Consider the following 14495-nt stretch of genomic DNA (forward strand, 5'->3'; position numbering starts at 1 on the left):
ATGCAAATGTAGTTTTTATGAGAGTACAATGCAAGACTTTTAGTGCATTATTTTTAAGTTTATTTAATTTTTATTTTAATTAATTGAAAATCAGTTTTGTTTAAAATTCAAGTAAAGACGATTTCTAGACTGAAATAGCTTGTAGAGATATAATTCGACAGATCTTCTCAAATTGAATAAGTATTTTATATTTGTAAAACCTAAATCAAATATGAACCTTATTATGGACACTTTTAAATTTCTAATAAAATCTACCACTTTTTTTGTATTGTTGATAGTAACAACTAATAATCTGTTTGCACAAAAACCAATTTTGTCTGAAGATTTCAATTTCTCCATTGGAGAAAAATACAAACGTATAAAGAACACAAATACGTATTTTGTAACATTGGGTCAACGAATGGTTGCTATAAAAAAGGGTCGCAAAGATATGACCATTCAAAGGTTTTCTTTGAAAGATTTAAAAGAAGATCTCAAGAAAAGACAAATAATTGAAGATAAGGGTGATTTTCAATCAGTGATGGAATTGGATAGAGACGCAGTTGTTTTTTATACAATTAAAGATCGAGCTTATGCACAACAGATATCAGTATCTGGGGTCGCTGCTCAAAAACCTATACAGTTAGTAACTGATAAAGAAAATATAGATCGCGATTTTGGTTTTAAAAGTACGTATGGGTACGATGCGGGAGGAAGGATTAATAAATTCGTGTTTAAAAAGTCTTTTAACGGTACTAAGGTGCTCGTACTTTTTAGAGTAGAAACTGGTAACGATAAGGCAGATAAAATAGGAGTTGCCATTTATAACTCAGACTTATCATTGCTATGGAAACGTAAAATAAGTCTGCCTTATCCATCAGAGCATATGCTAAATGAGGATTTTGCTATCGATGACGAAGGCAATTTTTATATGACAGCTTCAATTTTTACAGCAGGGTCGTCTGACAAGGATAAATTAAAAAATAATTTTAGAACTGAAGTATTTAAAATTGGAGAAGAAGATAAAGAGTTTACCAAAAGTGAGATCACTTTAGGTAATAATTTTGTACAAGATGCTATAATATCTAAGGATATCACTGGATTGGTTAGAGTTTCTGGTTTTTACAGTGATGCATCAGATAAGGAGCAGGTAAAAGGGGTGTTTTCTACTCGATTGTCAGTAGATGGTACCTTAGAAAATACCATCAAAGCAGATTTTCCTAACAGTAAGTTGCAAGAGCTTGCAATGCAGCGAGAAACTCGTGTAAATGAAGGAACTCAAAAGGTTGATGACAAAAAAGATTTTGAAAATATTAAAGTAAATGATGTAATTTTTAACCCAGATGGTAGTTTTGTTATCCTAAGCGAACAACGTTATGTAACTTCTCAGACTACATCTAGTTCATCTGGATCTCGAACTACATACCGCTATTTTTATCGTGATATAACGGCATTTAAAGTATCCACTAGTTCAGAAATGGTGTGGATGCACAAATTGCCTAAGTATCAGATAGGAATTAATGGAAAAGCTAGTATGTCTTTTAAAAATTTTAAATTCAACGGTAAGCACTATTTATTTTTTGTGGATGATTTTACTAACTTAAAAAGAGCATTTGATGAGTTTCCGCAAAAATACTATGATGATAAAAAAGAGTTTTTGTATTTAACAGCATATATCATAGATGATGCTACTGGAGAGGTAGTAAAAGAACCAATTCTTACAGGAAGTGATATCAGAAATGCAAGACTTGAAACAATTTTGCTTACTAAAGCCCCTATGCTAAATAATGGCGACTTAATTCTCGAAGTATTTGATGGTAAGAAGAATAATTTGTTGGTTAAAATTGAGCGAGTTGTAGATAAGAAATAGTGGTTACTATACTTACGTATAATAATTCAGGAAAAAAAAGAGCGCTTTCCAAGCGCTCTTTTTTTGTATTATTACTTTTTTATCAATCTGCCATTTTTTCTTCCATTTCAATTAGCTTAGCTACATTGCGCACAAGTCGATTGTGCTTTTTAACAAAAGGGTTGGTCTCGTCCCATACATATCCTGCCAATACAGCACATATCTGCGCTTTTATAACCTCATTACTATTTTTATGAAAAATTATTTTTTGTAAATTTCCAGAATACCACTCTTTAACATACGTTGAAAAGACATCAACTCCTTTTTTCATATAAGTTACAAAATCCTCTTCCCAGTCTACATGCTCATTATTGAGTTCTTTAATAACCAGTTTTGCAGCTTTTAAACCCGATTCGGTTGCAAAAGATACACCAGATGAAAAAACTGGATCCAAAAACTCTGCACTATTACCTGTTAGAACGAAACCGTTACCATGCAATTTGGTAACATTTTTGGCAATGTTCTCTACTTTATAAGGTTCAAATAGATATGGGATATCTCTAAACTGCTCTTTATAATGTTTTGAAGTTTCCATCATTTGTAATAGAATCTCACTATTTGAACCTTTAAATGATTGTATCCATTCCATAGGTCCTACAAAACCAATACTGGTATTACCATTAGAAAAAGGTATGTACCAAAACCAAACTTCAGTGTCAATAATTTCAAAAGTAATAAGTGTACCTTCTGCGCCTTTTGGACGGTTTATATCGTTTACCTGAGTAAATATAGAGCCGTGTTGTGCAATTTTGGGAGTAGCTTCTAGACCTAGCTGTTTTGCAATTACACGACCAAAACCACTAGAATCAATAATGTATTTTGCTTTAATATCAGTCTCTGTACCATCCTTATGTTTGACACGAGTAATTGAATGCTGGTCAAAAAAATTAACATCTATAACTTCAGTTTCAAAATCGATAAGAACTCCTTTGGATAGTAATTCGTCGGTAAGAGTTTTGTCAAAATGATCTCTAGGTACTTGCCAAGTCCAGTCCCAACCTTCACCATGCTTTTTACTAAAATCAAAAATGCCTTCAGCATCATCTTTAATAAACCTAGCGCCATGTTTTTTTTGATACCCTTGCTTCTTTAAACAGGTTAAAAGTCCAGCTTCATCAAAGTTATCCATGCATCGAGGGATTAAGCTTTCTCCAACCTGATATCTTGGAAATTTACATTTTTCAATGACTTTTACCTTAATGTTATTTTTTTTTAGATAAGCTGCGCTAACACTTCCAGAAGGACCGGCACCAATTACAAGAACATCGACAATTTCTTTTTTCATGATTTTTTCAGCTACATTAAATACATTACATTTGGCTTCGTAAAAATAGAGAGTAATCTCGAAATTTTTACGCTTTATCGAAAAAAATTACCAAATAACGATGTTAGAACCCAATAAGAGATTAGAAATAGATGACTTTATTAAGGTCATTTTTGAAGACGAAAATGTAACAATACATGATGCAATTCTTAAGCAGGTTAGAGATAGTCATGAGTTTCTATTATCTTTTTCTGAAAATAAAGTTATTTATGGTGTCAATACTGGCTTTGGACCTATGGCTCAGTATAAAATTGATGATAAGGATAGGATTGAACTTCAATTCAATCTAATAAGAAGTCATTCTTCAGGCACAGGTAAACCAATGGAACCTGCTTATGTGAAGGCTTTGATGTTGGCAAGACTTAATACATTGTCTCTAGGTAAATCAGGAGTGCACCAATCGGTTGTTGAACGATTAACAGATTTAATTAATTTAAATATTACCCCCTTAATTTTTGAACATGGGGGAGTAGGTGCAAGTGGAGATTTGGTGCAATTAGCACATTTAGCATTAGTATTGATTGGCGAAGGAGAGGTTTTTTATAAAAATGAACGACGTGCCACAAAAGATGTTTATCAAGAACTAGGAATTGATACAATTCAAATCAAGGTTAGAGAAGGACTTGCCTTAATGAATGGAACTTCGGCAATGACCGGAATCGGAATCGTGAATGTAATCAATGCGCAAAAATTATTAGATTGGTCAATATGTTGTTCGGCAGCGATTAATGAAATCGTGCAAGCATATGATGATCATCTATCAATAGAGCTTAACCATAGTAAATTGCATATTGGACAGCAAGAAGTTGCAAAAAAAATGAGAAATCATCTTTCTGATAGTCAATTGACCCGGGATCGTACAGAGCATTTATACTCTGGTCAAACCGAGGATGTGTACTTTAAGGAAAAAGTACAAGAGTATTATTCACTTAGGTGTGTTCCCCAAATTTTAGGACCCGTTAGCGATACAATACAGCACGTAGGTAAAATTCTAATTGAAGAGCTAAACTCTGCCAATGACAACCCCATAATTGATGTTAAAACAAAGCATGTTTATCATGGCGGAAATTTTCATGGGGATTACGTATCATTAGAAATGGATAAATTAAAGTTAGTAACTACAAAGATGTCGATGTTAGCAGAACGGCAACTCAATTATTTGTTGAATTCAAAGCTCAATGATATTTTACCTCCTTTTGTGAATTTGGGGAAACTTGGTTTTAATTTTGGGATGCAAGGTGTGCAATTTACAGCAGTATCAACAACAGCAGAGAACCAAATGTTATCAAATTCTATGTATGTTCACAGTATACCGAATAACAATGATAACCAGGACATAGTGAGTATGGGAACTAATGCGGCAAATATCACTAAAACAGTAATCGAAAACACCTATGAGGTATTAGCTATCGAAGTAATGACAATTGTACAAGCACTAGAATTTTTAGATTTTGGTGATAAATTATCTTCTCAGACCCAAAAATTAGTTTTAGCAATAAAGAAAATTGTACCTCCCTTTACTAAAGATTACATCACTTATCCATTTGTTCGAGAGGTAAAGGATTATTTGAAAAATAATTCTGCTACTTAGTTAAAATACAATAAAGATATGCTAACTATATTATTTTATAAATCAACAAATGCCATTGGTTGTTAAATTTCCTTTTTTTTTGGTGGTTGTTAATTAAATCTTAAATTCAAATTATAAATAAGTTGGTGATGCTACTTATTTTAAAAATAATAAATAGACTGTATGAAATACGCTTTAGTTACTGGAGGATCACGAGGTATTGGCAGAGAGATTGCTATAAAATTGTCCGTTGATTTAAACTATCCGATTCTTCTCAATTATCAGTCTAATGATGATGCAGCTTTTGAGACCAAAAAGGATATTGAGGCTTCTGGGGGGTCGTGCACGCTTCTTAAATTCGATGTTTCTAATCAAGAAGCGGTTCATTTGACAATTGATACTTGGACAACCCAAAATCCAGATTCATTGATCGAAGTTTTGATTAATAATGCTGGGATTACACGAGATGGGTTATTTATGTGGATGAAACCCGAAGATTGGCATCAAGTGATAGATATAAGCCTTAATGGATTTTATAATGTAACTAATCATGTGATTCAAAAAATGCTCAGTAATCGATATGGTAGAATAATTAATGTAGTATCTGTATCTGGAGTAAAAGGGACCCCAGGGCAAACAAATTATTCGGCAGCAAAAGGGGCATTAGTAGGTGCTACAAAAGCATTAGCCCAAGAAGTAGCAAAACGCAAAATAACTGTGAATGCAGTTGCACCAGGTTTTATAAAAACTGATATGACTGCAGAGATGGATGAAAAAGAATTGAAAAAAATGATCCCTGCCAATCGTTTTGGTGAAGCAGAGGAAGTCGCAGACTTGGTTTCTTTTTTAGCATCCAAACGAGCTTCCTACATAACTGGAGAAATTGTTAATATTAACGGCGGAATCTATTCATAACATATGCGGAGAGTTGTAATCACAGGAATGGGTATTTATTCATGTATTGGTACTAATATCAACGAAGTAAAAGAATCTCTATACCAAGGTAAATCAGGTATTGTGTATGATCAAGCTCGCAAAGATTTTGGTTACCGCTCAGCATTAACTGGTACAGTACCCAAGCCAGATTTAAAAAAAGAATTAAGTCGAAGACAGCGAATAAGTTTTGGATCAGAATCAGAGTATGCATACATAGCTACTAAACAGGCTTTTGAACAAGCAGGTATAGATCAAGATTTTTTGGACTCTAAAGAAATAGGTATTTTGTTCGGTAATGATAGTACTGCAGAGTCTGTTATGGAGGCTATCGATAAGATTCGCGTTAAAAAAGACACTACGCTTGTAGGGTCTGGAGGTGTTTTTAAATCGATGAATTCTACCGTGACAATGAACTTATCTACAGTGTTCAAGTTAAAAGGTATAAATTTCACTATCAGTGCCGCTTGTGCAAGTGGTTCTCATTCTATAGGAATGGGCTATTTACTTATAAAACAAGGTCTTCAAGATTATGTGATTTGTGGCGGCGCACAAGAGATTAATGAATATGCTTTTGGTAGTTTTGATGGATTGGGTGTTTTCTCGGTAAATGAAGATAATCCTCAACAAGCATCAAGACCATTTGACATAGATCGTGATGGTCTGGTTCCTAGTGGTGGTGGAGCCTCGTTATTTTTAGAAAGTTATGAAAGTGCTATAGCTCGAGGGGCAACTATTTTGGGTGAAATTGTGGGTTACGGTTTTTCGTCTAATGGAGATCATATTTCTACTCCTAATCAAGAAGGGCCAGCTAGAGCGATGAAAAGAGCTGTTGAACAAGCAAATATAGATCCTAGTGCTGTAGACTACGTAAATGCTCATGCGACTTCAACACCTATTGGTGATGCAAATGAGGCTAAGGCTATTAATGAAGTGTTTGGCGAATCAAAACCCTATGTGAGCTCTACAAAATCTATGACTGGACATGAATGTTGGATGGCAGGTGCTAGTGAAATTGTATATTCATTGATAATGATGAATAATTCGTTTATCGCGCCTAATATAAATTTGAAACAACCAGATGAAGATTCGTCTAAGTTAAATCTTACAAACAAAACTATAAATAAAGAAATAAATGTATTTTTGTCGAATTCATTTGGATTTGGGGGAACAAATTCGGCAATTGTTATTAAAAAAGTTTAGGATAGGAAAAAAATACTAAGGATGATGGAAACGAGTATTATTGTTGAAAAGGTAGATGCATTTTTAATTGAAGAATTTGAAGTTTCATCCGATGAGATTTCATCAGAAGCAAATTTGAAAGAAACATTAGATCTTGATAGTCTTGATTATGTAGATTTAGTAGTTGCTATAGAAGCCACTTTTGGTGTAAAGTTAGTGGGTGAAGATTTTGTAGGTGTAGAGAGTTTTCAAGATTTCTATAATTTGATAGAAAGAAAAGTCAACGCTTAATTATGGCACAATGGCAGGGTAAGGCAAAAGGTACACCTTTGGGTTATAAAATTTTTATAACTTTAATTAAATATGGAGGTCTCAAAACTGCTTATTCTGTACTTGTTTTTGTAGCATTATATTATGTTTTCTTTTCATACGATACTACACGAGCAAATTATTATTATTTTAAAAAACGCTTAAATTTTTCACGATTCAAATCTATACTAAGTGTCTATCAAAACTATTTTGTCTTTGGACAGACCTTAATTGATCGTACTGCTATTTCTTTCGGTTTACGCAAAAAATTTGTTTTCAATCATGATGGTCGAGAACGTATGCAAAATTTATTGAAAGAAGGTAGAGGAGGTGTTATTTTTAGTGCACATATAGGGAGTTTTAATATAGCGCGTTATTTCTTCGACGATTTTAATTTGCGAGGAACTATGATCAATTTACTTGTCACTGATCAGGAAAATGAGCAGATAAAACAATACGTTGGAGCAGTATCAGAGGATACTAAAATGAATTTTATTGTTATTAAACCCGACATGTCGCATATCTTTAAAATGAATGATGCGTTATCAAATAAAGAGGTTATTATTTTTGCTTCTGACCGGTATGTAGAAGGCGTGCAGTTTTTAGATGAAGATTTATTGGGAAAAACAGTCAAATTTCCTGCTGGACCTTTTAAGCTAGCAGCAAGAAAAAAAATCCCTATTCTTTTTATGTATATCATGAAGGGGAAGGGTAAAAATTATAATTTATATGCCAGAGCACCTATTTTTAAGGACACCCCTGTTCGACCTCGACATGTTTTAAAAGAATATGTGCGTAATTTAGAAATTATGATAAACAAATATCCGCTTCAATGGTTTAATTTTTATGATTATTGGAATGATATAACTACTAAATAATGAAAAATGTTTTAATATTATATTATAGTCAAAGCGGTCAGCTCTATGACGTCTTGCGCAATATAGCTAAACCACTCATGGAAAGTGCGCATACTAATGTAGTTATTCAACCCATAGAACCCATTGAACCGTTTAATTTTCCGTGGAAAAAGAAAGATTTTTTTCAAGTATTTCCTGAAACATTTTTACAAAAATCTGTACCCATTAAACCACTACCAGATCATATTAAAAATGGGAATTTTGATTTGGTAATTTTGGGATATACCGTTTGGTATCTTTCGCCATCTTTACCAATAAATTCATTTTTAAAAAGTGAAGACGCTAACACATTATTGCAAAATACTCCAGTGGTTACCGTCAATGCTTCGCGTAATATGTGGATTATGGCTCAAGAAAAAATAAAAAAACTCTTGGTTGACGCCAATGCCAAATTGGTTGGTAATATTGCTTTTGTAGACAGACATATTAATCATATAAGTGTTATAACTATTGTGCACTGGATGATGGGAGGCAAAAAGACTAGATATTTAGGTGTTTTTCCTAAACCTGGAGTTTCTGACGAGGATATTAATTCTGCAGATAAGTTTGGTGAAATTATTAAAACTCATCTCGAGTCAAAAGAACTTGAGACTTTACAAAAACAGATTGTTACTGCTGGCGGTGTACTTATTAAACCATTTTTAATTCGTTCTGATCAAGGAGGCAATAGGGTTTTTAATAAATGGTCAAAAATTATATATAAAGCGGGTCAAAAATCTGATAAACGTAGAGCTCGCTTACTTAAATTTTTTAACTATTATCTGTTATTTGCTATATGGATAGTAGTACCTATTGTTTTTATTATATTTTTACTGACTTATTTACCTCTATATGGTAAAATAAAGAGAGATAAAGTATATTATCAATCGGTAATGTTAAGGTAGTAATACAATTTATGAAAGAAGTATACATAACAAAAACATCGCATTTTTTACCCAATGAACCAGTAACGAATGATCAGATGGAGTCCAAATTGGGATATGTTGATGGAAAAACCTCTAGAGCAAGAAGAATAGTCTTAAGGAATAATGGGATTATTACCCGGTACTATGCATTGGACAAAAACGGGAACAGTACTCATAATAATGCCGACCTAACTGCTGCTGCTATTCAAAGTATACTTAACGACACAAAAACACCCAAATCAGTCGAACTTTTATCCTGTGGTACATCCACTCCCGATAATTTATTACCTGCACATGCCTCTATGGTTCATGGTTTGTTGGATGTAAAAACGATAGAATTAAATACTGCATCTGGCGTCTGTTGCTCAGGTATGAGTGCACTCAAATATGGTTATTTGGCAATTAAAGCAGAAGATAAGAATAATGCGATTTGTACAGGTTCCGAACGTGTTTCTACTTGGATGCAAGGACATAAATTTGATAAGGAGGTAGAAAATTTAAAAAAGTTAGAGGAGCAACCCGTAGTAGGATTTAAAAAGGATTTTTTACGTTGGATGCTGTCTGATGGCGCAGGCGCTTTCTTACTAGAAAATGAGCCAAAAGGAGAAACACCTCTAAGAATAGAATGGATGCATGCATACTCTTATGCAAATGAATTAGAAGCTTGCATGTATGCTGGCGGAGATAAAGCGGAAGATGGATCTCTTAAACCTTGGAGTGAGTATAAACCAGAAAATTGGCTTAAAGAGTCTATATTTTCTTTAAAACAGGATGTTAAAATTCTAGATGAGTTTGTGTCCAAAAAAGGAGTTGAAAGTCTCAAAGATGTTTTAAAAAAGAAAGAGATCGACGTGGCTACAATTGATTATTTCCTTCCTCATATTTCTTCTTTTTATTTTGGTGATAGATTACAAGATGCAATGAAAGATGCAGGTATTTTTATACCTAAGGATAAATGGTTTACAAACTTAGCAGATGTTGGTAATATTGGTTCTGCCTCTATTTATTTAATTATAGATGCATTAGTTAACTCAGGCAAGCTAATTAAGGGAGACCGCTTACTTGTAGCAGTGCCAGAAAGCGGACGTTTTTCGTACTTTTATAGTTTATTGACCGTTTGCTAATGGATAACATGACCAAAACAAATCATAGTGCTGATCTCGAATTAATTAAAAAGTTAATTCCACAAAAGGATCCTTTTGTTATGATTGATAAAATGTTAAGCTATGCCGATAACGCTGTAGTCTCAGGTCTTACAATTAAATCTGATAATATTTTGTGTAATGCTTCTCATTTCACCGAAGGCGGATTGGTCGAAAACATGGCTCAATCGATAGCACTGCATAGAGGGTATAGAGGATACTTAAACAAGGGTAAGGATGAGAAACCAAAAACGGGCTTTATAGGATCTATCAAGCATGCTACAATTTACAAACTACCTAGAATCGGCGATAGTATCATTACTACCGTAAAAATTGTTGCAGAGATTATGCAAGTGACATTAGTTACAATAGAAGTGCATGACGAGGATAATGAGTTGTTAGCGTCATCAGAGATGAAAACAATTATTGTTGATCAATAAATTATATAACATGAAAAAGGATGAAGTACCACAGGATAAAAGTTGCTTGTCCAAAGCGAATATTAAAGAAGTTGTATATGCCGTTGATGAACAGGGTAACTATAATAAAGCATTAAGCTCTGGTTGGGAAGCCAAAAACACAGTGCTTAACGAATCGTTACACCTTATCGAAGAACGTTTATACGAAACCAAACAGGCTTTACAGCAGGGAGAGGTAAGTCCAATAGCCTACTATATGGAGTTACATAAAATGGATGTTACTATCCTAGCTAGTTATGTAGGGTTTTGGAAGTTTAAGGTAAAAAGACATTTGCGACCTAAAGTATTTGCAAGACTTAAAAAAAGTACCCTCAAAAAATATGCAGAAATTTTTGAAATTTCTGTTTCCGAATTAAAAAAACCTAAATTTTGAGAATAGATTTTAAGCATAATCAATCTGCACATTGTGAAAATGGTGTCGTGTCTAATTTACTGCTTCATAAAGGCTTAAAGTTAAGTGAGCCTATGGTTTTTGGTATAGGGTCTGGAGCATTCTTTATTTACTTACCATTTGTAAAGGTAAATTTTGCGCCAGCGTTTAGTTTTAGACCAGTTCCAGGTTTTATTTTTTCGAGAGTTAGTAAACGTTTAGGTTTTAAAATTAAAAGAATTAAATTTAAATCAAAACGGAAAGCACAACAAGCACTAGATAGTGAGTTAGCCCAAAATAATCCAGTAGGTTTGCAGGTCGGAGTCTATAATCTCACGTATTTTCCTGTAGAGTATCGATTCCACTTTAATGCTCACAATTTGGTAGTTTATGGTAAAGAGGAAGATACCTATTTTATAAGTGATCCCGTTATGCCAGAAGTAACTTCTTTATCTTCGATAGAATTGGAAAAAGTACGTTTTGCAAAAGGAGCATTTGCTCCCAAAGGGCATATTTACTATCCAACTCAACTTCCAAAAGAATTTAGATTAGAAAAAGCAATTATCAAGGGTATTAAACAAACCTGTAAACATATGTTGGCACCAGTTCCAATAGTTGGTGTGAATGGGATTCTTTATGTGTCAAAACAAATTAGAAAATGGCCTAATAAAATTGGTGTAAAAAAGACCAATCATTATTTGGGACAACTAGTTCGAATGCAGGAAGAAATAGGTACTGGCGGTGGCGGATTTCGTTTCATTTATGCTGCATTTTTACAAGAAGCGTCTGAGGTACTTAAGCTACCAAAGCTCAATGAACTTTCTAGCGAAATGACCAATATTGGAGATTTATGGCGTGATTTTGCCATCGATGCTTCAAGATTATATAAAAATAGAAGTAAAGAAACAGATGCGTATAATAAAATAGCAGACAAACTTGAGAGTATTGCTTTTAGAGAGAAAACTATCTATAAAGAATTAAAAAAAGTGGTTAGTACACTGTAAAATGGGAACACCAATCGTACATATAAAAGAGGTAACAAAATATTACCAGGGAGCGGATTTTAAATCACTAGATACTATTAATTTAGAAATCTATAAAAACGAAATATTCGGTTTATTGGGGCCTAATGGAGCAGGTAAAACAACTTTGTTATCAATAGTCTGTGGTTTGTTAACCCCTTCCTCTGGGACGATATCTATTAACGGCACCCCACTTAGTGTGCATACCAAATCCTTTAAAAGTTTTATAGGAGTTGTACCACAAGAATACGCCTTGTATCCTTCGCTTACAGCAAAAGAAAATTTATGGTATTTTGGAAGTATGTATGGGCTTTCAAAGAATGATTTAAAGCTGCGTATAGAATCTCAATTAGAAACGATGGGCTTGATGGCTTTTGCTAATAAAAAAGTGAAAACCTTTTCTGGAGGAATGAAAAGAAGAATAAACCTAATCGCTGGAATTTTACATAATCCTAAATTACTCTTTTTGGATGAGCCTACAGTTGGAGTAGACGTTCAATCCAAACAGGTAATCACGCAACAATTAAAGTCACTTAATGCTGATGGAACTACTATAATATACACTTCTCATCATCTTAGGGAAGCACAAGAGTTATGTACCCGTGTTGGTATTATTGATATGGGTAAGATTATTGCAGATAATACACCAACAAACTTAATAGCATCTACACACGAAGCTAGAAACCTAGAGGATGTCTTTATAACCTTAACAGGAAAAGAACTTAGAGATTATGCGTAAACTTGCAGCCTCGATATACAAAGAACTACTTTTATTAGGTAGAGATCCAGGCGGATTGATTATTCTGTTCGTAATGCCTATAGTTTTGGTGATAACCATAACCTTAATTCAAGATGCTACCTTTAAATCTGTGTCTGGGAGTACGATGGATATTTTATTAGTAGATCATGACAAGGGAGAACTCTCTGCCGAAATTAATATGCGTTTTGATAGTTTACCCTTTTTAAACCCTATTACAACGTTAAACAATAAGATACTTACAGAGTCTCAGGCAGAAGCATTAGTTGCCTCAGGAGATTACCAGTTAGCAATCGTTATTCCAGAAGGTTTAAGTAAAGACCTGAATCTTCAGATTGAGAAAAATATTGATAAAATCCTTGCCGAAGTTCAGGGGGATAAAACTTTAGAAAACTCAATCGAAGTTCCGAGCAAACTTTCAAAAAAAACAGTTCGTATTTATTTTGATCCCATTACTCAAGAAACCTTTCGCAGTTCTGTGATGTTTTCGATAGATAAACTTATTGCGACCCTAGAGACCAAAACTATTTACACTGCTTTTGAAGATGCATTGGGATTAAAACATAGCATTGGATCTTTTAAACGAGATAGCTTCGTTGCTTATCAGCAAATTAATCCTTCATTAAAAGGAACGATAGAATTACCAAATTCTGTACAACATAATATCCCAGCATGGACTCTGTTTGCGATATTTTTTATGATTTTACCTATTTCACTTAATTTGGTTCATGAAAAAGGGGAGGGAACATTCGTACGCTTGCGTACAACACCAATTTCTTATCATACTATAATTGCAGGTAAAGCAGTTGTATATATAATAGTAAGCCTTTTACAGTTTAGTATGATCTTGTTACTTGGGGTTTTTATTTTCCCTTATATGAGGCTACCAGAGCTAGAGATAGGTACTAATATTCTATTACTTTATATGGTCGCTTTTGCGGCAGGATTGGCAGCTATCGGCTTAGGAATTCTTTTAGGTACTTTATTTAATAGTCACGAACAGGCCGCGCCCTTTGGAGCAGTGCTAGTCGTTATATTAGCAGCTATAGGAGGTGTATGGGTTCCTGTATTTGCTATGCCAGATGCAATGCAACTTATGGCAAAAATATCTCCAATGAATTGGGGACTCGAAGCATTTTATGACTGTTTTTTAAGAAAAGGTGACTTTTTTCAAATTCTACCAGAACTAGGTTTGCTAATTGGTTTTTTTATTAGTACTATCGCAATTGCTATTTTTTATTATGAAAAGAAAAAATCGGTCTAAAGAACGCGTTACTAATCTCAAAAACATACATCAAGTTCGGGTTCGTTTTAACGATTGTGATCCTTTGAACATTGTATGGCATGGAATTTATGTTACGTATTTTGAGGAAGGTAGAGAGGCATTTGGTAGAAGTGAGAACATTTCATATTTGGACGTTAAATCCAACAATTTTGTAACGCCGATTGTTAATTTTAATTGTGATCATAAGCTGCCTCTTACCTATGGAGACATTGCTACGATTGAAACTATTTTTGTGGATAGTCCAGCTGCCAAAATGATTTTTAAATACAATGTATATAATCAACGTGAAGAGCTCGTATGTAGTGGTGAGACAACACAGGTATTTCTTGATATGAATGGTGTAATGTCATTAACTATTCCCGATTTTTTTATGGATTGGAAACGTAAAGTAGGATTAGTAGATTGAGTGGAT

15 protein-coding genes are annotated in these 14495 nt (G+C 33.8%); 14 read left to right on the forward strand and 1 reads right to left on the reverse strand.

Features of this window, described 5'->3' with window-relative positions:
• Positions 1-211: 211 nt before the first annotated feature.
• Complete coding sequence (locus tag ACE939_RS04815; RefSeq protein WP_378187664.1) at positions 212-1849, forward strand: hypothetical protein; 1638 nt, start codon at positions 212-214, stop codon at positions 1847-1849.
• A gap of 82 nt (positions 1850-1931) precedes the next feature.
• Here the strand turns inward: ACE939_RS04815 and ACE939_RS04820 are convergent, their stop codons facing one another.
• Positions 1932-3173: an NAD(P)/FAD-dependent oxidoreductase gene (locus tag ACE939_RS04820; RefSeq protein WP_378187665.1), complete on the reverse strand. Its 1242-nt coding sequence runs from the start codon at positions 3171-3173 to the stop codon at positions 1932-1934.
• Positions 3174-3273: 100 nt separating this feature from the next.
• Here ACE939_RS04820 and hutH point away from each other — a divergent pair, with 100 nt between their 5' ends.
• From hutH to ACE939_RS04885, 13 genes are all read left to right on the forward strand, one after another.
• The gene (hutH, locus tag ACE939_RS04825; protein WP_378187666.1) at positions 3274-4803 is read left to right on the forward strand and encodes a histidine ammonia-lyase; all 1530 of its coding nucleotides are present in this window, start codon (positions 3274-3276) and stop codon (positions 4801-4803) included.
• Positions 4804-4965: 162 nt separating this feature from the next.
• Positions 4966-5697 carry a 3-oxoacyl-ACP reductase FabG gene (fabG, locus tag ACE939_RS04830; protein WP_378187667.1) on the forward strand — a complete coding sequence of 244 codons (732 nt, stop codon included), beginning with the start codon at positions 4966-4968 and terminating at the stop codon, positions 5695-5697.
• A 3-nt stretch (positions 5698-5700) separates the two neighbouring features.
• Positions 5701-6918, forward strand: coding sequence for a beta-ketoacyl-[acyl-carrier-protein] synthase family protein (locus tag ACE939_RS04835; protein WP_378187669.1), 1218 nt, complete (start codon positions 5701-5703; stop codon positions 6916-6918).
• 24 nt (positions 6919-6942) lie between these two features.
• Complete coding sequence (locus ACE939_RS04840) at positions 6943-7188, forward strand: phosphopantetheine-binding protein (RefSeq protein WP_378187670.1); 246 nt, start codon at positions 6943-6945, stop codon at positions 7186-7188.
• Positions 7189-7190: 2 nt separating this feature from the next.
• Complete coding sequence (locus ACE939_RS04845; RefSeq protein WP_378187671.1) at positions 7191-8084, forward strand: lipid A biosynthesis acyltransferase; 894 nt, start codon at positions 7191-7193, stop codon at positions 8082-8084.
• The gene (locus tag ACE939_RS04850; protein WP_378187673.1) at positions 8084-9007 is read left to right on the forward strand and encodes a dialkylrecorsinol condensing enzyme DarA; all 924 of its coding nucleotides are present in this window, start codon (positions 8084-8086) and stop codon (positions 9005-9007) included. Before ACE939_RS04845 ends, ACE939_RS04850 begins: the two co-directional genes overlap by 1 nt.
• A gap of 11 nt (positions 9008-9018) precedes the next feature.
• Positions 9019-10152, forward strand: coding sequence for a beta-ketoacyl-ACP synthase III (locus ACE939_RS04855; RefSeq protein WP_378187674.1), 1134 nt, complete (start codon positions 9019-9021; stop codon positions 10150-10152).
• 8 nt (positions 10153-10160) lie between these two features.
• On the forward strand, positions 10161-10610 hold the full coding sequence (locus tag ACE939_RS04860) for a hypothetical protein (RefSeq protein ID WP_378187676.1): 450 nt from the start codon (positions 10161-10163) through the stop codon (positions 10608-10610).
• Between the two features lie 10 nt (positions 10611-10620).
• Positions 10621-11022, forward strand: a complete 402-nt coding sequence (locus ACE939_RS04865) for a hypothetical protein (protein ID WP_378187677.1) — start codon at positions 10621-10623, stop codon at positions 11020-11022.
• Positions 11019-12023 carry a BtrH N-terminal domain-containing protein gene (locus tag ACE939_RS04870; RefSeq protein WP_378187679.1) on the forward strand — a complete coding sequence of 335 codons (1005 nt, stop codon included), beginning with the start codon at positions 11019-11021 and terminating at the stop codon, positions 12021-12023. The genes ACE939_RS04865 and ACE939_RS04870 overlap by 4 nt, the downstream gene beginning before the upstream one ends.
• A gap of 1 nt (position 12024) precedes the next feature.
• A complete protein-coding gene (locus ACE939_RS04875) occupies positions 12025-12780 on the forward strand; it encodes an ABC transporter ATP-binding protein (protein ID WP_378187681.1) in 756 nt (251 codons plus the stop codon).
• Positions 12773-14062, forward strand: a complete 1290-nt coding sequence (locus tag ACE939_RS04880; RefSeq protein ID WP_378187682.1) for an ABC transporter permease — start codon at positions 12773-12775, stop codon at positions 14060-14062. The genes ACE939_RS04875 and ACE939_RS04880 overlap by 8 nt, the downstream gene beginning before the upstream one ends.
• On the forward strand, positions 14040-14489 hold the full coding sequence (locus ACE939_RS04885; RefSeq protein ID WP_378187683.1) for an acyl-CoA thioesterase: 450 nt from the start codon (positions 14040-14042) through the stop codon (positions 14487-14489). The genes ACE939_RS04880 and ACE939_RS04885 overlap by 23 nt, the downstream gene beginning before the upstream one ends.
• Positions 14490-14495: the final 6 nt, after the last annotated feature.

This window comes from Aquimarina rhodophyticola, from assembly GCF_042434915.1.
In the GTDB taxonomy this organism is placed as follows: domain Bacteria; phylum Bacteroidota; class Bacteroidia; order Flavobacteriales; family Flavobacteriaceae; genus Aquimarina.

What these genes read in the sequence shown, in the direction of transcription:
- ACE939_RS04815 (WP_378187664.1), top strand. Translation starts at nt 212, where the DNA reads ATGAACCTTATTATGGACACTTTTAAATTTCTAATAAAATCTACCACT.
- ACE939_RS04820 (WP_378187665.1), bottom strand. Translation starts at nt 3,173, where the DNA reads ATGAAAAAAGAAATTGTCGATGTTCTTGTAATTGGTGCCGGTCCTTCT.
- hutH (WP_378187666.1), top strand. Translation starts at nt 3,274, where the DNA reads ATGTTAGAACCCAATAAGAGATTAGAAATAGATGACTTTATTAAGGTC.
- fabG (WP_378187667.1), top strand. Translation starts at nt 4,966, where the DNA reads ATGAAATACGCTTTAGTTACTGGAGGATCACGAGGTATTGGCAGAGAG.
- ACE939_RS04835 (WP_378187669.1), top strand. Translation starts at nt 5,701, where the DNA reads ATGCGGAGAGTTGTAATCACAGGAATGGGTATTTATTCATGTATTGGT.
- ACE939_RS04840 (WP_378187670.1), top strand. Translation starts at nt 6,943, where the DNA reads ATGGAAACGAGTATTATTGTTGAAAAGGTAGATGCATTTTTAATTGAA.
- ACE939_RS04845 (WP_378187671.1), top strand. Translation starts at nt 7,191, where the DNA reads ATGGCACAATGGCAGGGTAAGGCAAAAGGTACACCTTTGGGTTATAAA.
- ACE939_RS04850 (WP_378187673.1), top strand. Translation starts at nt 8,084, where the DNA reads ATGAAAAATGTTTTAATATTATATTATAGTCAAAGCGGTCAGCTCTAT.
- ACE939_RS04855 (WP_378187674.1), top strand. Translation starts at nt 9,019, where the DNA reads ATGAAAGAAGTATACATAACAAAAACATCGCATTTTTTACCCAATGAA.
- ACE939_RS04860 (WP_378187676.1), top strand. Translation starts at nt 10,161, where the DNA reads ATGACCAAAACAAATCATAGTGCTGATCTCGAATTAATTAAAAAGTTA.
- ACE939_RS04865 (WP_378187677.1), top strand. Translation starts at nt 10,621, where the DNA reads ATGAAAAAGGATGAAGTACCACAGGATAAAAGTTGCTTGTCCAAAGCG.
- ACE939_RS04875 (WP_378187681.1), top strand. Translation starts at nt 12,025, where the DNA reads ATGGGAACACCAATCGTACATATAAAAGAGGTAACAAAATATTACCAG.
- ACE939_RS04880 (WP_378187682.1), top strand. Translation starts at nt 12,773, where the DNA reads ATGCGTAAACTTGCAGCCTCGATATACAAAGAACTACTTTTATTAGGT.
- ACE939_RS04885 (WP_378187683.1), top strand. Translation starts at nt 14,040, where the DNA reads ATGAAAAGAAAAAATCGGTCTAAAGAACGCGTTACTAATCTCAAAAAC.